The organism is Candidatus Sulfotelmatobacter sp. (genome assembly GCA_035498555.1).
Classification (GTDB): Bacteria; Eisenbacteria; RBG-16-71-46; order RBG-16-71-46; family RBG-16-71-46; genus DATKAB01.
This window is the reverse complement of sequence record DATKAB010000053.1, coordinates 23,882-43,189: the sequence shown is the minus strand read 5'-3', so window position 1 is coordinate 43,189 and position 19,308 is coordinate 23,882. Positions and strand designations below refer to the sequence as shown.

Below are 19,308 nucleotides of genomic sequence, written 5' to 3'. Positions count from 1 at the left end.
GCGCCTCATGGCAGTCGGAACGCCAGGGTGGAGGAGAGCAGCGCGTGGGCGCCGAGCACCAGCGCGGCGAGCGCCAGCACCTGCGGGCCCAGCTCCTTGTACTCGCGATATTCGATCGAGCGGATCGGCGCGCGCTCGAGCCGATCGATGTTGGCGTAGATGTCGGCCAGCGCCGCGGCATCGTGGGCGCGGAAGAACTTCCCGCCGGTGCGGTCCGCGATCTGACGCAGGGTGGTCTCGTCCACGTCCATCCGCACCATCTCGACGTGCCGCCCGCGCAGCGGATCGTCCACCGGCACCGGCACCACTCCGCCGCGGCCCACCAGCACCGTGTACACCTTCACGCCGAGCGCGCGCGCCAGCTCCGCGCCGGTCAGCGGATCGATCGCGCCGCGGTTGTTCTCGCCGTCGGTCAGGAGCACGATCACCTTGCTCGGGGTCTGGCTGCGCCGCAGGCCCGAGACCGCGGTGGCGATCCCCATGCCGATCGCGGTGCCGTCTTCGGCCAGCCCGAAATCGAGCGACTCGATCAACTCGTTGAGCGCGTCGTGATCGAGCGTCAGCGGACACTGCATGAAGGCGGTGGCCGCGAATCCCACCAGCCCGATGCGATCGTGCGGGCGCTGCTTCACGAATTCGTGCGCGGTCTCCTTGGCGACGTAGAGGCGGTTGAGCGGCCGAAAATCCTCGGCCGCCATGCTCGGCGAAATGTCGATGCACATCATGATGTCGACGCCGCGCGTCTCGACCTCGCTCTGCTTGAGCCCCTGCTGCGGGCGCGCCAGCGCGACCACGGCGAGCGCGAACGCCAGCCACGGCAGGATGGCGACCGCCCGCACCAGCGCGGCGACGAATCCTCCGCCCCAGCTCCCGACGCGCACCCACAGCACCGCGGCGGCGCGACCCGCGGGTCTCCTCCGACGCCACAGCGCGATCGGGATCACCAGCAGCAGGAGCAGCATCCACGGCCATTCCCAGCGCATCAGGCCGCCTTTCCCGCCGGCGGCGCCGCGCGCTTCATGACCAGCTCGCGCACCGAGTCTTCGCAACGCGTGGCTTCGTCCAGGCTCGAATCCATGCGCGCGAACTTGATGCCATCCCAGCGTCGCAGCAGCGTGGTGAGTCGCGCCACGTCGTCGGCCGAGAGTCCGGCGAGCTGAAGATGCGCGATCAGCTCCGGCGTGGTGTCGCCCGGTCGAGTGAGGCCGAGCGTGGCCTCGAAGTAGCGGCGCAGGATCCGGCCGAGGTGATAGGCGTGCTCGCCGAACCGCCCGCGTTCGGGCAGCCCGAGGCGCTTCAGGGCCGCCAGCTCGGCCAGCGCTTCGGCGGTCGGATCACGCCGCCGCACCGGCGCCGCGACCACCGGCGCCGCCACCGGCTTCTTGCGGCGCAGGAACAGGGCGAGGATGACGACGCCGGCGACGAGCAGCAGCGTCCCCACCACCCACGCCCACGGCACCCGTTCCCACCACGGCGCGGCGAGGGGACCGCGCTCGGGACGAAGCCGCGCCGAGCTGTCGTTGGCGGCGATCATCGGCGTGACCACGAGCGGAACCAGCGGCAGACGGCCCTCGTGGAGCTCCCCGTTTGCGAGGCCGGTATAGTCGAACGCAAGTCCGGGAATCGAGATCAGTCCGGTGTCGAACACCTGGAGCGGGATTTCGACCCACGCGCTGTCGCCCGGGAAGACCGTTCCCAGTCCGTGGCCGCGCGTGAGCGGGCTGCGGCCGCTGCGCATCGGACCCCACGTGAAGTTGCCGCCGGTCGCGGGCGCCTGCCACCGCACCACCGCGCCGCGCGGCACTCCGATCCAGCCGTGATAGGTCATGGGCTCGCCGAGGCGGACCGCCGCCGGAGTGACGCCCGCGTGCATCGGATAGTCGGCTGTGGCCTCGGCATGCGGCGCGAGGCACACGGCCGCGATCGCCAGCAGCGCGACGACGCCCACCGCGGCGCCGGGCCGCTCCGCGCCCGCGCCCAACGCGGCGCGGACGCCTCCGGCCGCCGGTGGCATCACGCCGCCGCTCCTCCTCGCCCGCGGCGCCGGGCGGCGAAGTAGCGCATCAGCACCGGCATCCACGGCCGGTCCATCTGCAGCGTGAGCAGCGGACAGCGCGCCTGATCGAACACCTTCTCGTTGGCGTGGCGGCGCGCCGCGGCCTCGCGATGGTAGGCGGCGCGCACCCGGGCGTTCGAGGTGTCCACCAGGCGGCGCTCGCCGGACTCGAGATCCTCGATCTCCACCCAGCCCACCGACGGCAGCATCTGATCGCGCGGATCGTGGAGCGCGATGGCCGTCACCTCGTGACGGCGGCCGAGCAGCCGCCAGTCGTTCACCTTCAGCCGGTCTTCGAAATCCGAGAGCCAGAAGATCAGGGAACGGCGCCGCGCCGCGCGCACCACGAAACGCGCCGCTTCGCCCAGCCGCGTGCCGGCGCCGCTCGGCGTCACCGCCAGCACGTCGCGCAGCAGCCGCAGCAGATGAGTCCGCCCGCGGGACGGGGGCACGAAATGCTCGACGCGTTCTCCGGCCAGCACCAGACCGACGCGATCGTTGTTGCGAATCGCCGCGAAGCCGAGCACCGCGGCCAATTCGGCGGCCAGCTCGCGCTTCTCGCCGCCGGCGGTGCCGAAGCGCATCGAGCGCGACACGTCCACCACCAGCATCACCGTCAGCTCGCGCTCTTCCACGAAACGCTTGACGTAGGGAGACCCGAGCCGGGCGGTGACGTTCCAGTCGATGGTACGCACTTCGTCGCCGGGAACGTAGGGACGCACTTCCTCGAACTCGATCCCCCGTCCCTTGAAGATGCTCTCCGAGCTGCCGGCGAACACGTCTTCCACCAGCCGGCGGCTGCGGATCTCGAGCCGCCGCACTTTCTTCAGCAGCTCGACCGCTTCGGTCACGGCACCCGCACCTGCTCCAGAATACGGCGGGCGACCTCCTCGCCGTCGACCCCTTCGGCCTCGGCTTCGTACGAGACGTGGATGCGGTGGCGCAGCACGTCCGGCGCGATCGCCTTCACGTCCTCGGGCAGCACGTAGGCGCGGCTCTCGAGCAGGGCGTGACCCTGCGCGCCGCGCACCAGGAACAGCGTGGCGCGGGGGGAAGCGCCGAATTCGATCAGGCCGTCGAGCGACAGGCCGAAGTCACGGGGGCGGCGCGTCGCCGAGACCAGGTCGAGCACGTATTCCTGGATCTTGTCGTCGACGTAGACGCCGCCGAGCGCCTCGCGCGCCTCGAGCAGGTCGGCGCGGCTGGCCTGCGGCTGCAGCGACGGCAGCGAGGCGAGCCCGGCGCGCTTGAGAATCTCCTTCTCGTCGTTGCGCTCGGGGTAGCCGACCTTGACCTTGAGCATGAAACGATCGCTCTGCGCCTCGGGCAGCGGATAAGTCCCTTCCTGCTCGATCGGATTCTGGGTGGCCATCACCAGGAACGGCTCCTCGAGCAGGTGGCTCTGGTCGCCGATCGTCACCTGCTTCTCCTGCATGGCCTCGAGCAGTGCCGACTGCACCTTGGCCGGGGCGCGATTGATCTCGTCGGCCAGCACCAGGTGGGCGAACAACGGCCCCTTCTTGGCGGTGAACGAGCCGTCGCGCGGGTTGTAGATCAGGGTGCCGGTGAGATCCGCGGGCAGCAGATCGGGCGTGAACTGGACGCGATGGAAGGTGAGCGAGAGCGAGTCGGCGAGGCTCTTGATCGCCAGGGTCTTCGCCAGGCCGGGCACGCCCTCGAGCAGCACGTGACCGCCGGTGAGGAGACCGATCAGCAGCCGGTCCACCATGTCGCGCTGTCCCACCACCGCGCGGCCGACTTCGCCGCGCACCTTCGCGAGCACGTTGCCGGCGCTTTCGATGCGCCGCGCGGCTTCCTGCTTGTCCATCATTCGCGGGCTCCCTCCCCAGATCGGACGGCGGCGATTCCGCAGTGCGGCAGTCTAGCCGAAGCTCATGCCAGCCTCCACCGCGGAAGACTCGTTCTTGCGGGGACGCGGCGGAGCGCTTGTCGAAGACCTGACGCGTGGAGACCGGCACGCAACCAGGGGCCACCCGCCCCGACCGCTAGGCCGCCTTGCTCTCGGGTTCGGGGAGAACCCACTCGGTGAGGTAGCGCTCGCGAACCTGTCGCGTTCGAGTCAGCGCGAATGGTGGCGCCAGGTCCTCGAGATCGTCGAGCCGGCTGAGACGCGTCTCGACCTCGTGCGCGAGCTCGAGCGCGCGCGCGCGGTCCGAAGCCAGGCAGGCCTGGGCGCGGGCGATCAGCTGATGCGCGCGCAAGCGCGCGAGCGCCGGAACCGCGAGGCGGGTGCGATAGCGCAGCGCCGCGGATTCGAACAGCCGCTCGGCGAGCGGGAAGCGGCGGCCGAAGGCGGCGAGCAGCGCGGCGCGATGCAGGATCCGGCCGGGGAACAGGTAGGGAACGCGGGAGGCGAGATCCCAGAAATCCAGGGCGTCGAGCATGGTGGAGGTCCCGGGGTGCGAGCGCGAGTGGCCGCGGGAACCGGTGCAGGTTCGATGCCGCGGGCGACGCTCCGGGGCGCGAAAGAAAGGCGCCGCAAGTCGCTGCGGTTGCGCGGGGGCATTTGACCCACCGCCTCGCGATTCGCGGAACTCGAGGCGAGGATTGCGGCCGCGTCGTGCGGGCCAATCAGCCTGCACGCCTCGCCCGGCCCTATCGGCGCAGCGCCGCCTCGCGAGCGAACAGCGGGAACGCCGCCGCCAGTTCGGACACCTCGCGCTCCACGGCGCGCCCGTTCTCGAGGTCGTCGGGGCGCTCGAGCACGCGCGCGATCCAGCCGCCGATCCTCCGCATCTCTTCCTCACCCATGCCGCGCGTGGTGAGCGCCGGTGTCCCGATGCGAATGCCGCTCGTCACCCAGGGTTTCTGCGGATCGTTGGGGACCGCGTTCTTGTTGACGGTGATGCGGGCGCGATGCAACGCCTCTTCGGCCACCTTGCCGGTGAGCCCGCGCTTCCGCAGGTCCACCAGCAGGAGGTGATTGTCGGTTCCGCCCGAAACCAGCTCGAAACCGTGCAGCAACAGGGTCTCCGCCAGCACGCGGGCGTTGGCCACCACCCGTTTCTGATAGCCGACGAAGCTGTCGTCGAGCGCCTCGCCGAAGCACACCGCCTTGGCCGCGATCACGTGCATCAGCGGACCGCCCTGGAGCCCGGGGAACACCGACTTGTCGAGCTTCTCCGCCCACGCGCTCTTGCACAACACGAATCCGCCCCTTGGGCCCCGCAGCGTCTTGTGCGTGGTGCTGGTGACGAAGTCGGCGTGCGGGACCGGGCTGGGATGGAGCCCCGCCGCGACCAGCCCGGCGACGTGCGCCATGTCCACCACCAGCACCGCCTCCACCTCGCGCGCGATCTCGGCGAGCCGCGGAAAGTCGAAGAGCCGCGGATAGGCGCTGGCGCCCGCGACCAGCAGGCGCGGCCGGTGCTCGCGCGCCATCGCCGCCACCGCGTCGTAGTCGATGCGGCCGTCCTCGGGACGCACGCCGTACTGCACCGCCTTCCACAGCCGGCCGGTGATCGAGACCGGGTGTCCGTGCGTGAGATGCCCGCCGTGGGCAAGGCTCATTCCCATCAGCACGTCACCGGGCTGCGAGCAGGCGAGGTAGGCGGCGAGATTGGCCGAGGCCCCCGAGTGCGGCTGCACGTTGGCGTGATCGGCGCCGAACAGCTTCTTCACGCGCTCGATCGCCAGCTCCTCGGCGATGTCCACGTACTCGCAGCCGCCGTAGTAGCGCTTGCGCGGGAGCCCCTCCGCGTACTTGTTGGTGAACACGCTGCCCTGCGCCTCGAGTATCGCCGGGCTGACGAAGTTCTCGGACGCGATCAGCTCGAGGGTGCCGAGCTGGCGGCGCTCCTCGGCCGCAATGGCGTCGGCGATCGCCGGATCCTGTTCCCGCAAAGTCGTCATGGCACCTGCCGCGGTGAGAGATGGGAGAGCTCGTAGGCTCGGATCTTCTCGAGCCGCGGGACGTGCCGGCCGCCTTCGAACGGGGTCTCCAGCCAGATCCTGAGCCAGCGCACCGCGTCCTCGTGGCGGTTGGTGCGGCCCCCGAGCGCCAGCACGTTCGAATCGTTGTGCTGGCGGGTGAGTCGCGCGGTTTCGTCGCTGGTGACCACCGAGGCGCGGATCCCCAGCACCTTGTTGGCGGCGATGCTCTCGCCGATGCCGCTGCCGCCGAGCACGATCCCGCGGTCGGCCTCGCCGCGGGCGACGCGCTCGGCGACCGGGAAGCAGAAGTCCGGGTAGTCGCACGGCTCGGTGGACCAGGTGCCGAGATCCTGCACATCGTGACGCAGGGCGGTGAGCTCGCGGATCAGGCGTCCCTTGAGTTCGAAGCCGGCGTGATCACTCCCCAGCGCGACGCGCACGGACCTCTCAGACCTTGGGCGCACCGGCCGGAACCGGCACCGCGGTCAGCCAGTGGAAGCGATCGGGGGTCTCGCCCCGCACGATCGCGAAAAACGCGTCCTGAATCTTCTTCGTGATCGGGCCGCGCTCGCCGCCACCCACCGGGATGCGGTCCACCGACGCGATCGGTGAGATCTCGACCGCGGTGCCGGTGTAGAACAGCTCCTCGGCGGCGTAGAGCATCTCGCGCGGCATCACTTCTTCGCGCACCTGGAGCCCCAGCTCGCGCGCCAGTACCATCACGGTATCGCGGGTGATCCCGGCCAGCACGCTGCTCGAGAGCGGCGGCGTCACCAGCTCGCCTTTCAGCACCGCGAACACGTTCTGGCCGCTCCCCTCGCTCACGAAGCCGTTGGCGTCGAGCGCGAGCGCCTCGCTGTACCCGTCCACCAGCGCTTCCATCTTCATGAGCTGCGAGTTCATGTAGTTGGCCGACGACTTGGCCATCGCCGGCAGCGTGTTGGGGGCGATCCGGGTCCACGAGCTGACCTTGACCGGCACGCCTCGCTGCAGCGCGTCCTCGCCCAGGTAGCCGCCCCACGGGAACGCCGCGACGCAAACTTCGACCGGGCAGCCGTAGGGATTGACGCCGAGATTCTCGTAGCCGCGGTAGATGAGCGGTCGCACGTAGCAGTCGCCGAGCTCGTTCTGTGCCACCACCTCGAGACAGACTTCGCGAATCTGCTCACGCGTGAAGTTGGGCTCCATCCGATACACGCGCGCAGAGAACATCAGCCGATCCATGTGCTCGTCGAGTCGGAAGATGGCGGCGCCGCGCGGAGTGCGATAGGCGCGCAGGCCCTCGAACACGCTCGACGCGTAGTGGGCGACGTGCGCGAGCACGTGAATGCGGGCGTCCTCCCAGGGCACCCAGCGCCCGTTCATCCAGATCGTTCTGGCCTTCTGAATCGCCATAGGACCTCCGGCCGGCGTCGGCCAGGAATCAGGACTGCGCTCAGGCTGACCGGGTGCGCAGCACGTCCAGCACCTGAGAAGTCAGCCGCTTCACGTGATGGCGGATCCTGCGCCAGCACTCTTCATAGGCTTCGCGCGAGCCACCGAACGGGTCGTCGATGGTCAGCATCGGCTCGCCGGGGGCCGGCCACTCGCTGAGCACGAAGGTGCGCGCAGGATCGGCGCCGAGCGCGCGAACCGCGCCCAGATGCGCGCTCTCCATCACCACGATCCAGTCGGCCTCTCGAACCATGGGGGCGGTGAGCCGGCGCGAACGGTGCTCGCGCAGGCTGATCCCGTCGCCGGCCGCCACCTCCACCGAGAGCGGGCTCGCCGGCTGATCTTCCCAGGCTCCGGTCCCGGCGGATTCCACCACCACCCGCGCGGCCTCCTCGCCCAGCTCGGCCACCAGCGCGGCCGCGGCCAGCGGGCTGCGACAGGTATTCCCCGTGCAGACGAACAGCACGCGAAGCCCGGGTGTGGTGCGAGACATGTCGAAACGAGGATAGGCCGCTGGTCGAGCGAGCGTCAACCGCCGTCGTCCGGGAATCGTCAGCCTTCGCGCGTGCCATCCTCGAAGTCGCCGAGCAGCGCGGTCACGTCGAGCGCCCCCTTGCGCAGCAGGCGCGGGCGCGTCCCGCTCACGTCCACCAGCGTCGAGGGAACATTGCCGCGTCGCGGCCCGCCGTCGAGCACCAGGTCGAGCTGGTTGCCGAAGATGCGCAGCACCTCTTCGGCGGTCTCGGCGGGCGGCTGTCCCGACAGGTTGGCGCTGCTCGACACCACCGGACCGCCGATGCGATCCAGCAGCTTCTGGCACAGCGTGTCGCGCGGGCAGCGAAGCGCCACGGTGCTGCCGGCGCCGCGCACCCGCACCGGGACGATCGGCCCGGCGTGGAAGATCAGCGACAGCGGCCCCGGCCAGCAGCGCTCGATCAGACGCGCCGCGACCTCGTTCACGTCGGAGGCGAGTCCGTAGGCCTGGAGCGGATCGGGGATCAGCGAGATCACCGCCAGCGACGGGTCGCGTCGCTTGAGACGCGCCACCATCTCCACCGCGGCGACGTCGAACAGCGAGCAACCGAGCCCGTAGAGGGTGTCGGTTGGAAACGCAATCACGCCGCCGCGCAGCACCGCTTCCGCCGCCGCCCGCAGCGCCGAGTCGTCGGGATGCTCGGGATCCACCTTCAGCACTTCCACGTCAGCGCTTCCCTCCCGCCGCAGCGACCTGCTGCGCGTGCTCCTCGAGCCGCTGCGCGAGCGCCGCGTCGCCCAGCGCCAGGATGCGCAGCGCGAGATGCGCGGCGTTGCGCGCGCCCCACGATCCCACCCCGAGCGTTCCCACCGGCACGCCCGGCGGCATCTGAACGGTCGAGAGCAGCGCGTCGAATCCGCCGAGCGGCGAGCTGGCCAGCGGCACGCCCAGCACCGGCAGTCGCGAATGCGCGGCCATCGCTCCGGCGAGATGCGCAGCGCCGCCGGCCGCGGCGACGATCACCTGGATTCCGCGCGACTTCGCCGATCGCGCCCACTCCGCGGCGGCTTCCGGCGTTCGGTGCGCCGAGCGCACCACCAGCTCCCATCCCACGCCGAATTCGTCCAGCACGCGGCCGGCTTCTTCCATCACCGCGCGATCGGACTCGCTGCCCATCACCATCCCGACCCGGATCGCCCGGGCCTCCCCGCTCTTCGCCATTTCAAGCTCCCCGTGTGGTGGCGTTCGATGCGCCGACGTCGGCGGCGATGTCACGCCGCGCGCGCCAGCCGGTTCCGGACAGCCGATCCACCGCGCGATAGGCGGCCGCCCTCGCTTCCGAGAGATCGGCGCCACGCCCGATCACGTAGGCGGCGCGACCCCCGGTGACGCGCCAGCCTCCCGGCGAGGGAGCGGTGGCGGCGTGAAAGATCTCGACGTTCCGATCGGACTCGAGCGCTTCCAGCCCGACGATCGTGCCGGCGCCCGCGGTGGAATCCGGGTAGCCCGCGTCGGTGAGCGCGATCGCGACTGCGGCGCCGGGCGCCCGCGAAACCGCTCCGGCGTCGAGAGCGCCCCGGCTCGCGCCGAGCAGCAGCTCGCTCAGCGACCCCTCGAGCAGCGGCAACACCACCTGCGCCTCGGGATCGCCGAAGCGCACGTTGAACTCGATCACGCGCGGCCCGGTTCCGGTCAGCATGAGTCCGCAATAGAGCAGACCGCGGAACGGAGTTCCGCGCTCCCGCATCCGGCCCAGCAATGGCGAGACGATCCGCCGCTCGATCTCGGATTCCAGCGCCGGCCCCACGCCGGGGTGCGGCGCCAGCGCGCCCATGCCGCCAGTGTTGGGGCCGCGATTCGAATCGAAAGCGCGCTTGTAGTCGCGAGCCGCGGGGAGCAGCAGCGCGCGATTCCCGTCGCACACCGCCATCACCGAAGCCTCCTCGCCGGCCAGGAACTCTTCCAGCACCACGCGACTCCCGCCCGCGCCGAAGCGCCGGCGGGTGAAGCAGTCGGCGAGGAAGTCCTCGGCCTCGCGTCGGTCTCCCGTCACCCGCACGCCCTTGCCCGCGGCGAGCCCGTCGGCCTTGATCACCCACGGCGGGCCGAAGCGCGGGAGCGCCTCACGCGCGGCGTGCACGTCGTCGAACGCCTCGGCGCGGGCGGTCGGCACGCGCGCCTCGCTCATCACCTGCTTGGCGAACCACTTGCTGCTCTCGAGCCGCGCCGCCTCGCCGGAGGGGCCGAAGGTCGGGATGCCGGCCGACTCGAGCACGTCGGCAAGGCCGGCGGCGAGCGGCACCTCGGGACCTACCACGATCAGCTCGATCGCGTACGCGCGCGCCGCCGCAAGTACCGCCTCGGGATTCGCCCCATCGATCGGAAGGCAGTCAAAGCGAGCGGCGATGCCGGGATTGCCGGGCGCCACGCGCACCTGGGGCCGCTCGGGATCGCGGCTCAACCGCCAGGCCAGCGCGTGCTCGCGACCTCCCGAGCCGATGACGAGAATCCGCCGGACACTCATGCCCGGGACTGTAGCGATGGCGCTCGGCGCGCGGCAAGCCCGCGCGCCACCGTCAGAGCTTCGACGCCAGCCGCGCCAGCTCTTCGCGCAGCAGCTCCTGCACCACCTGCGGCGCGGCCTGCCCCCCGGTGCGCTTCATCACCTGGCCGACGAGGAATCCGATGGTCGCGGTCTTGCCGGCCAGCACCTGGGCCACCGGGCCGGGATGCGCCTCGAGGACCTCGCGAACCACCGGCAGCAACTCGTCGGCCGACGCCTGCACCCGGAAACCGCGGCGCGCGACGATGGCCCCCGGATCGTCGCCGGTCTCGGCCATCTCCTCGAACACCTGTTTGGCGTTTGGGCCGGTCAGCTGGCCGGCCTCGAGTCGCTTGAGCAGATCGGCGAAGCGGGCCACCGGCACTTTCACGGCCCACTCGCCGAGCGTCACGCCCCGGGCCTTCATGACCCGCAGCATTTCGGTCATCACCCAGTTGCTGGCGAGCTTGGGGGGCGCGGCCGCGGCCAGCGCTTCGAAATAGTCGGAAAGTTCCTTCCCCTCGCAAAGCACCGCGGCGTCGTAGGCCGGCAGGCGGAAGGCCTCGACGAAGCGCCGCTCACGCGCCCACGGCAGCTCGGGCAGCGAGGCGCGCGCCGCGTCCACCCAGGCGCGCCCCACCACCAGCTCGGGTAGATCGGGATCGGGGAAGTAGCGGTAGTCGTGCGCGTGTTCCTTGGAGCGCATCACCGCCAGCCTGTCGTGGTCGGCGTCGTAGAGCAGCGTCGCCTGTTCGATTCTTTGGCCGGCGTCGAGCGCGCGGGACTGCCGCGCCATCTCGGCGGCAATGCCCTTCTCGACACCCTTGATCGAATTCAGGTTCTTGAGCTCGGTCTTGGTGCCGAATTTCGCGTCCCCGACCTCGCGCAGGCTGACGTTGGCGTCGCAGCGCAAGTGTCCCTTTTCCATGTCGCCGTCCGAGATGCCCAGCCAGCGCACCAGGCGCCGCAGTCCCCCGAGGAACGCACCGCACTCCTCGGGCGTGCGAAACACCGGCTGAGTCACGAGCTCGAGCAGCGGCACCCCGGCGCGGTTGAAGTCCACCCTCGAAATGCGCCGGTCGCCGTGCCGCTCGGGATGGAACGACTTGCCGGTGTCTTCCTCGATGTGAACGCGGGTGAGGGCGAACTCGCGCTCGGCATCGGCGGTCTGGACCGAGAGCGCTCCTCCCTCGCACAGCGGCCGGTCGTACTGGGTGATCTGATAGTTCTTCGGCATGTCGGGATAGAAGTAATGCTTGCGCGCGAACACGCTGCGCTCGCGGATCTCGCAGTCGAGCGCCAGGCCGAGCCGCATGGCGGCGTCGATCGCCTCGCGGTTCGCGCGCGGCAGCGCCCCCGGCAGGCCGAGACACACCGGGCAGGTGTTGGCATTGGGGGGCGCGCCGAACTCGGCCGGGCAATCGCAGAACATCTTGCTCGCGGTGCGGAGCTGGATATGACACTCGAGCCCGATTACCGCTTCGCGGGCCATGCGAACTCCTGCTCGTGCTCGCGGTCGAGCCGCGCCTCCTCGCCACCCACCTCGATCGCGCGACCGGCTCGCAGCAGCACCGGCTCGGAATCGTAGGGTCCGAGCAGCTGCACGGCGCGCGGCAGCCCGGAGGCCGCCAGCCCCACCGGGCAGGTGAGCCCGGGGATGCCGGCGAGATTGGCGCCGATGGTGAAGATGTCGCTGAGGTACATGGCCAGCGGATCGTCGGTCTTCTCGCCGAGACGGAACGGCAGGGTGGGCGACACCGGCAGCAGCATGAAGTCGCAGCGCCGGAAGGCGTCCTCGTATTCCTGGCGGATGCGCGTGCGCGCCCGCTGGGCCTTGAGATAGTAGGCGTCGTAGTAGCCTGCGGAGAGCGCATAGGTTCCGAGCAGGATGCGGCGCTGGACTTCGGGGCCGAACCCTTCGCTGCGGGTGCGCCTGTAGAGCTCCGCCACTTCGGGGGTGTCGGCGTGGCGGAAGCCGTAGCGCACGCCGTCGAAGCGCGCGAGATTCGAGCTGGCCTCGGCGGTGGCCACCAGGTAATAGGTGGCAACCGCATACTCGCCGGGGAGGAAGTCGAACGGGACGCGCACCGCCCCGGCGCGTTCGAGCCACGAGGCGGCGTCTTCGAGTCCGGCGATCACCTCGCGCTCGACTCCCTCCTTCCACAGATTGGCGGGCCAGCCGAAGCGGAGCCCGCGAACGCCGCGATCCCAGCCGCTCACGTCGGGGGCCGGGCCGGGGCGAGTGGTGGCGTCGAAGGGATCGGGGCCGGCCAGGATCTCGTAGGCCAGCGCCGCGTCGCCGGCATGGCGCGCGAACACGCCGACCTGGTCGAGCGAGGAACCGAATGCCACCAGCCCGTAACGCGACAGGCGTCCATAGGTCGGCTTGAGCCCGAACACGCCGCAGAACGCGGCCGGCTGCCGCACCGAGCCGCCGGTGTCCGAGCCGAGCCCGAGCGGCGCGAGCCCGTAGGCGACCGCGGCCGCCGGCCCGCCGCTCGAGCCCCCCGGCACTCGCGTCAGGTCGTAGGGATTGCGGGTTGGACCGAAAGCGCTGAACTCGGTGGACGAGCCCATCGCGAACTCGTCCATGTTGCCCTTGCCGGTGACGATCGCTCCCGCCTCCCGGAGCCGCGCGACCACGGTCGCGTCATAGGGCGAGGTCCAGCGGCCGAGAATCCGCGAGGCGCAGGTGGTCGGATATTCGGTGGTACAGAGGTTGTCCTTGACGACCACCGGCACACCGGCAAGCGCGCCCGAGCGCGAGCCCGCGCACGCCTTCTCGCGCGCCGCGCGATCGGCGTGGACGATGGCGTGGACCTCGGCTTCCCAGCTCGCAGCCGGCCCCTCCCATCCTGACTCCACCGCATCGTTGACGCCGGTCGAACCGGAGCGCACACGCCCGGTCAGCGCACGCGCCGAATGCCGCCAGAGCTCGGAGGCGGTCATGGATTGAGGTTCTCCACGATCGGTGGCACCAGGAAGAATCCGTCCTCGGACTCGGGGGCTTCGCGCGTGGCGACCTCGGCACCGAGGCGGCGGCCGTTCACCACATCGGAACGCAGCGCTCCTTCGGACGAGGCGAAGGTGCCCGGCTCGCTCGCGGAAAGATCGAGCCGATTGAGCGCGGCCACGAACTCGAGCACGCTCGAGAGCTGTCCGGCCATGGTGTCGAGTTGCTCGGGAGACAGCCGCAGCCGCGACAGTTCGGCGATGCGCTCCACTTCGTCACGCCGGATCGCCATCGTCCCCTCCACTCAGGAATCGCCCCAGCACCCGCTTGATCTGGGTGCCGAATCGAACCGTGAAGCGCGCGGATTCGCCCTCGCCGTCGGCCGCCATCACCACGCCACGCCCGAACTGATCGTGGTGTACGGTGCGCCCCACCGCGCGATGTCGAGTCGAGGCGAACGCCGCGCCGTCCTCCGCCCCGCCGCTGCGCAAGCCGTGTGCGCGGCGGCGCCCGCCACGCCAGTCTCCGGTATCCCCGGAGTCGATGCGCCATCCGAAAGCCGGGCGCTCTTCCTCGCGCTCGAGCAGCTCAGCCGGGATCTCGTCGACGAAGCGCGAGATCTGGCTTCCGCCGGGACCATCCCACCGGCGGCGGTAGGCGGCCGCGGTCAGCATCACCTCTTCGCGCGCGCGGGTCAGCGCCACGTAGAACAGGCGGCGCTCCTCCTCGAGCCGCGATTCGTCGTCGAGCGAAGCCGCGTGCGGCAGCAAGCCCTCTTCGAGGCCCGCCACCAGCACCGCCGGGAACTCGAGGCCCTTGGCGTTGTGCATGGTGAGCAGCAACGCGCGATCCGCGCCCTCCTCGAGCCGATCGGCGTCGGTCACCAGTGCGGCTTCGGCCAGGAAGGAATCCAGATCGGGCGTGTACGATCCGGCCGCCACCAGCTCTTCGATCACGCCCCGGCGCTCTTCGCGTTCGCGAGCCTCTTCGTCGTCGAGCGTGTCGAGGTAGCGGGTGCGCTCGAGCACCAGCCGCAGCAGCGTCTCCGCGCTCTCGGCGCGGCGCGTGCGGATCTCTTCGAGCAGCGCGAGGAAGGCCTCGGCGCCGGCGCGCGCCGGACGCGGCAGACGACCCTCGGCCGCGACGCGCGCCAGCGCCTCGGGCGGCGTCGCGGCGCCGGCTTCGAGCGCCGCCTCGACCTGAGCGCGCACCCCTGGTCCCAGACCGCGACGCGGCAGATTCCACACCCGCCAGAACGACACCAGATCCACCGGATTGACGGCGAGCCGCAGATAGGCGAGCAGGTCCTTCACCTCGCGGCGCTGGAAGAACGAGATGCCGCCCACGATCTGATAGCCGATCCCGCTCTGACGCAGCTCGATTTCCAGCGCGCGCGATTGCGCGTGCGTTCGATAGAGCACCGCGCAGTCGGACAGCCGCCGGCCGCGCGAGCGGCACGACTCGATCCAGCGCCGCACGCGCCGCGCTTCCTCGGCCTCGTCGGAGGCGAGCGCGAAGCGGATCGGGTCGCCCTCCGGCCCTTCGCACCACAGAGTCTTCCCCTTGCGGTGGCGATTGCACGCGATCACCGCGTTGGCGGCGGCGAGAATCCTCGACGTGGAGCGATAGTTCTGCTCGAGCCGGATCACCGACGCCCCGGGAAACGCGGTTTCGAAGTCGAGCACGTTGGAGAGATCGGCGCCCCGCCAGCCGTAGATCGACTGATCGTCGTCGCCCACCACGAACAGATTGCGGTGCGCGGCGGACAGGGCGTGCACGAGCAGGAACTGGGCGTGATTGGTGTCCTGGTATTCGTCCACCAGCACGTGACGGAAGCGGCGCGCCCACGCCTCGCCTACCTCGCGATGATCACGCATCAGCTGGACGGTCTCGGCGATCAGGTCGTCGAAATCGAGCGCCCCGTGCGAGCGCAGCGCTTCCTGATAGGCGCGATAACATTCGGCGATCCGCCGTTCGAATGGCGAGTCGGCCGAGCGCTCCATGGCATCGGGGTCGATCAGCGCGTTCTTGGCGGAGGAGATCCGCTCGCGCACCACCGGCAGGCGATAGGCGTCCTCGGGGAGCTGGAGACGCGCGATCACCTGCTTCAGCACGCTCTCCTGATCCTCGCGATCGTAGATCGCGAAGCTCGAGGGCAGGCCGAGCCGGGCCGCTTCGCGGCGCAGGATGCGCACCGCGGTGGCGTGAAAGGTGCCGACCCAGAGTGACTGGGCGGCGTCGCCGGCCATGGCCCGCAACCGCTCGCGCATTTCCCGGGCGGCGCGATTGGTAAAGGTGAAGGCGAGGATCGCGCCCGGTGCGATCCCGTGGTCGAGCAGCCGCGCGATGCGCGCGGTCAGAACGCGGGTCTTGCCGCTTCCGGCTCCCGCCACCACCAGCAGGGGACCACCCTCGTGGAGCACGGCGGCGCGCTGCGCCTCGTTGAGCGAGGCGGCGAGAGCGTTGGAGAACGAGTTCGTGCGGGGGCTGGCGAGATCCACAGGACCTCGCAATCTACGGCACCCCGCGATGAAGGTTCAACCCAGGAGGCGCGTCAGCGCGTTCGAGCACCGGGCGCCGGAGAAGCGACGCGCGAGGCGTATCCCCTCGGAGACTTCACGGCGAGGAGCGACCTCGGCAACACAGTGATCGAAGGCGGTGGCGCGCCTCAGAATTCGGGGCCGATCGTGAAGTACCAGTGGGGCTGGCTGGTGAAGTGCATGTCGGTGTGCCACGCGACATCGAGTCGCATGATCATGTAATAGAAGTAGGTGCGCAGCCCGGTGCCGAACCCGACTCTGGGAGCGCTCAGCACACGCCCGTAGGGACCGACGACGCTCAGGCGCGGGCTGAAGCTGTTGTCCCATACCCCGCCCACGTCCCCGAAGATCGCGCCGTGCAGGTTCATCAGGCCGATCGGTAGCGGGCCGACGATTCCCATCTGCTGGATGAACGGGAACCGGACTTCGGCGCTGTAGATCGCCATGCGCGTGCCGATCAGGGTGAGATCCTGATAGCCGCGCAGCGTCGCCGCGCCGCCGACGTGGAACGACTGCGCGTTGGGGCCGAAGCTGGCGCCGGCGAGCAGCCGGCTCGCGAACGAGTAGCCGTGGCCGAAATCGGTGTAGCGGCGGCCATCGAGCGTCACGGTCTGGTACGAAAGCGCGTTGGGCAGGACGCCGAGTGCGGGCGCGTAGGTCAGGTTGTAGCGATGCCCGTTGACCGGGCCGTAGTAGCCGAACAGCGAATTGTCGGCGACCAGCGAGACGCTGGGCGAAGTGACCGAGCGGTACTGCCGGTTCTGCTGGTAGAAATTGCCGAACACGTCCTCGGCGAAGAACTGCCGTTCGACGAACAGTTGGGTGAGGTTGAAGCTCACCCGCCAGAACTTGTCGAATGGATAGGACGCCGATCCGATCCCGCCGAAGTTACGCTCGGAGAACAGCCGCGGCGCCCCGAATTCCTCGCCCAGCGACGACACCGACGACGAGTAGTAGTTCTTGAAGTGGAACAGACCGAAGCTGTAGTCCCAGCGGCGCGGCAGGTAGTTGTAGACCACCAGCGCGTTGGTCTGATCGAGCGAGCTGCTGAAGACGTCGGTCGAAATGTACAGCTCGTGGTTGCCGAGGAAGTCGCTGAACGCGAATTGCGTGCTGCCCACGAACCCGTATCCGGTCGACGCGTAGAAGCCGCCGCCAGCGTAGTCGGGCGCGAGCTTCACGCGATACGGCGTGGACGGCTGTCCCAACAGGGAATCGGGAAGCGCGAACGGGCCGCCATGCTCCTGGAGCGGAACCGTGGTGGCGAGCGCCAGCGCGCTGTCGCGCTCGGCGCTCCTCGGTTCCTCGCGCTCGACCATGCGGCCCGGCTCGCCGGTCCACGCCGGGGGCTCACCGCCGAACGAGGGCTCGTGGCCACCGTGCCGCGCCCCCTCGCCTTCGCCATGACCGGCCGGCGGCGTTCCCGCCAGCAGCGTGTCCTTGGGGGCGCCCGAGACGCTGTCGGGGAAGCTGACGGCCAGCGCCCCGCTGGCGGGCGCGAAACGCGTGATGGTGTCACGCGGCGCGCTCGCCGCCACGTCCATGGTCAGCACCGTCTGCGGCGCATGCTGCTTGAGTCGGCGAAGCACGCCGTCGAGGGAGAGCGGCTCGCGCACCACGTAGACGTCGAAGCCACCATGGGTGAACGCCGAGTAGGCGACGCGATCCCCCTGGCGCGACCAGCTCACGCTCATCAGACCTCCGAGGACGTCGGTGAGCTGAGTAACCAGCGAATCGGCGCTGTCCCACACGTAAGCGTTGGGCGTGCCGTTGCGATCCGAGATGAACACCAGCTTGCGACCGTCGCCCGACCAGGCCGGGGAATGCGCGGCGCCCCACATCTCGAGCACCTTGCTGATCTCGCCGGTGGTGAGGTCGAGGTTGTAGAGCGCGTAGGTGCCCGGGCCCTGCGGGGTGTGCTGGGCGTGCATCACCACCGGAACCAGCCGGTCCGAGGAGAACGTGATGGTCTTGCCGTCGGGCGTCCAGCAGGGCTCGGTCTCGTCATAGGCGTCGTTGGTGAGCCGGCGCACCTTTCCGGTCTTCGAGTTCACCAGGTAGAGATCCGACCGCCCGTCCTTCACGCCCGCCACGACGATGTCGTCGCTGACCGGCGACCAGGCCGGGTAGGCGAGCGCATCGCAGCGCAGATCGAACCGCTCCTGGACGTCGCCGTTGTCGGCGTTCACCACGTAGAGGACGTCGTGGCCCGCACTCTTCGCGGTCAACGCGATGCTGTTGCCGTCGGGCGACCAGGTCAGCGAGCTGCGGAACGAGGGGATGTTCTCGAACTTGACGCCGCGCTCGCCGCGAATCAGCCGCGTCAGGACGTGCCCGTCGATCGCCGACATGACGAAGACGTCGGTGTACTCCTTGCGGTCCGAGAAGTACGCGATCCGGTCGCCCTGCGGCGAGACCGCCGGCGAGGTGTTGAGATTGCTCTGATCGTGGCGGTGGTCGGTGAGCGCGCGCCCGTACCGGTCCGGCTGCTGCTTGATCGCGATCGTCGGCCAGTAGCGGCGCTTCAGGTACTCGCGCCACTGCTCGTCGAACTTGGACACCGTCATGCCGGTGGTGCGCTGGAAGGCGCGATCGAAGTTGCGATAATTGTGGATCCGCTGCATGAGCTCGCGATACCGATCCTCGCCGAAGCGATCGATCAGGTAGCCGACCGCCGACTGCCCCTGCTTGTAGACGATGTAGCCGCCCGAGTACTCGAGCGGTGGCAGGTAGCCCTCGATCGTGCCGTCGCGCAGGAACATCTCCTCGTTCGATTCGTCGCCGCCCAGCGAGAAGTACTCGGCCGAGCCTTCCGCGAACCACAACGGCATCGAGAAGAAGCTCTGGCGCGCGATCATCGCGGCCGCGGAGCCGCCATAGAGCAGGTCGAACATGATGGCGTGCGTGAGCTCGTGCACGACCACGTGGCGAAGCTCGTCGTAGGAGCCGGTGAACGGGATCACCACGCGATTGCGGAGCGCTTCCGTGAATCCGCCGGTGCCGCCGTCGATCAGCTCGGGCGTGATGTTGGTTTGCGAGAAATCGTTGTGCGAGCCGTAGAGGATGATCGGGACGCGGCGGCCGAGGTTGTGCCCGATCCGGGGCGCGAGGTAGGCGTGCGCCTTCTCGGCCAGGTCCAGCACCCGCATCGCCAGGCTGTCGAGACCGGAGTAGTAGTAGACGTCGAAATGGTCCGAGGTGATCGACCGCCAGTCGTACTGCCGGTACTGGACCTTGTTCTGGCCGAAGTACTGAGCCGAAGCCGTCCCCGAGGTCAGGGCCAGCAGCCATCCGGCGACCAGTCCGGCGATCCACCCGCGACGCATCAAGAAAACTCCCCCCCGTTCGGCTTCTGGTGGCGGCCGCCCTCAGACACGATACACCCGTTCCGACGCAATGGGTTCCACCCAGTTG

At 69.8% G+C, this 19,308-nt stretch carries 17 protein-coding genes; all 17 read right to left on the bottom strand.

Annotation, left to right across the window (positions count from 1 at the left end; translation table 11 throughout):
- Positions 1-5: 5 nt before the first annotated feature.
- Positions 6-983 (bottom strand): VWA domain-containing protein, encoded by a 978-nt coding sequence (locus VMJ70_04710; protein ID HTO90410.1) that lies wholly within the window; start codon positions 981-983, stop codon positions 6-8.
- Entirely contained in the window at positions 983-2,017 is a 1,035-nt protein-coding gene (locus VMJ70_04705) for a hypothetical protein (GenBank protein ID HTO90409.1), read from the bottom strand. The genes VMJ70_04710 and VMJ70_04705 overlap by 1 nt, the downstream gene beginning before the upstream one ends.
- A complete protein-coding gene (locus tag VMJ70_04700) occupies positions 2,014-2,907 on the bottom strand; it encodes a DUF58 domain-containing protein (GenBank protein HTO90408.1) in 894 nt (297 codons plus the stop codon). Before VMJ70_04700 ends, VMJ70_04705 begins: the two co-directional genes overlap by 4 nt.
- Positions 2,904-3,887: a MoxR family ATPase gene (locus tag VMJ70_04695; GenBank protein ID HTO90407.1), complete on the bottom strand. Its 984-nt coding sequence runs from the start codon at positions 3,885-3,887 to the stop codon at positions 2,904-2,906. The genes VMJ70_04700 and VMJ70_04695 overlap by 4 nt, the downstream gene beginning before the upstream one ends.
- A gap of 175 nt (positions 3,888-4,062) precedes the next feature.
- Positions 4,063-4,461 (bottom strand): hypothetical protein, encoded by a 399-nt coding sequence (locus VMJ70_04690; protein ID HTO90406.1) that lies wholly within the window; start codon positions 4,459-4,461, stop codon positions 4,063-4,065.
- 211 nt (positions 4,462-4,672) lie between these two features.
- Positions 4,673-5,929: a serine hydroxymethyltransferase gene (glyA, locus tag VMJ70_04685; protein HTO90405.1), complete on the bottom strand. Its 1,257-nt coding sequence runs from the start codon at positions 5,927-5,929 to the stop codon at positions 4,673-4,675.
- Positions 5,926-6,390 carry a ribose 5-phosphate isomerase B gene (rpiB, locus tag VMJ70_04680; GenBank protein ID HTO90404.1) on the bottom strand — a complete coding sequence of 155 codons (465 nt, stop codon included), beginning with the start codon at positions 6,388-6,390 and terminating at the stop codon, positions 5,926-5,928. The genes glyA and rpiB overlap by 4 nt, the downstream gene beginning before the upstream one ends.
- Before the next feature lie 7 nt (positions 6,391-6,397).
- On the bottom strand, positions 6,398-7,345 hold the full coding sequence (locus tag VMJ70_04675) for a branched-chain amino acid transaminase (GenBank protein HTO90403.1): 948 nt from the start codon (positions 7,343-7,345) through the stop codon (positions 6,398-6,400).
- A 40-nt stretch (positions 7,346-7,385) separates the two neighbouring features.
- Positions 7,386-7,877 carry a hypothetical protein gene (locus VMJ70_04670; GenBank protein ID HTO90402.1) on the bottom strand — a complete coding sequence of 164 codons (492 nt, stop codon included), beginning with the start codon at positions 7,875-7,877 and terminating at the stop codon, positions 7,386-7,388.
- 59 nt (positions 7,878-7,936) lie between these two features.
- On the bottom strand, positions 7,937-8,584 hold the full coding sequence (locus VMJ70_04665; GenBank protein HTO90401.1) for an L-threonylcarbamoyladenylate synthase: 648 nt from the start codon (positions 8,582-8,584) through the stop codon (positions 7,937-7,939).
- A 1-nt stretch (position 8,585) separates the two neighbouring features.
- The gene (gene purE, locus VMJ70_04660) at positions 8,586-9,080 is read right to left on the bottom strand and encodes a 5-(carboxyamino)imidazole ribonucleotide mutase (protein HTO90400.1); all 495 of its coding nucleotides are present in this window, start codon (positions 9,078-9,080) and stop codon (positions 8,586-8,588) included.
- A 1-nt stretch (position 9,081) separates the two neighbouring features.
- A complete protein-coding gene (gene purD / locus VMJ70_04655; GenBank protein ID HTO90399.1) occupies positions 9,082-10,383 on the bottom strand; it encodes a phosphoribosylamine--glycine ligase in 1,302 nt (433 codons plus the stop codon).
- A 52-nt stretch (positions 10,384-10,435) separates the two neighbouring features.
- Positions 10,436-11,893, bottom strand: coding sequence for an Asp-tRNA(Asn)/Glu-tRNA(Gln) amidotransferase subunit GatB (gatB, locus tag VMJ70_04650; GenBank protein HTO90398.1), 1,458 nt, complete (start codon positions 11,891-11,893; stop codon positions 10,436-10,438).
- Complete coding sequence (gene gatA / locus VMJ70_04645) at positions 11,875-13,350, bottom strand: Asp-tRNA(Asn)/Glu-tRNA(Gln) amidotransferase subunit GatA (protein HTO90397.1); 1,476 nt, start codon at positions 13,348-13,350, stop codon at positions 11,875-11,877. The genes gatB and gatA overlap by 19 nt, the downstream gene beginning before the upstream one ends.
- Positions 13,347-13,646, bottom strand: coding sequence for an Asp-tRNA(Asn)/Glu-tRNA(Gln) amidotransferase subunit GatC (gene gatC, locus VMJ70_04640; protein HTO90396.1), 300 nt, complete (start codon positions 13,644-13,646; stop codon positions 13,347-13,349). Before gatC ends, gatA begins: the two co-directional genes overlap by 4 nt.
- Positions 13,630-15,855: a UvrD-helicase domain-containing protein gene (locus tag VMJ70_04635; GenBank protein HTO90395.1), complete on the bottom strand. Its 2,226-nt coding sequence runs from the start codon at positions 15,853-15,855 to the stop codon at positions 13,630-13,632. The genes gatC and VMJ70_04635 overlap by 17 nt, the downstream gene beginning before the upstream one ends.
- A 167-nt stretch (positions 15,856-16,022) precedes the next feature.
- Positions 16,023-19,220 (bottom strand): hypothetical protein, encoded by a 3,198-nt coding sequence (locus VMJ70_04630; protein ID HTO90394.1) that lies wholly within the window; start codon positions 19,218-19,220, stop codon positions 16,023-16,025.
- Positions 19,221-19,308: the final 88 nt, after the last annotated feature.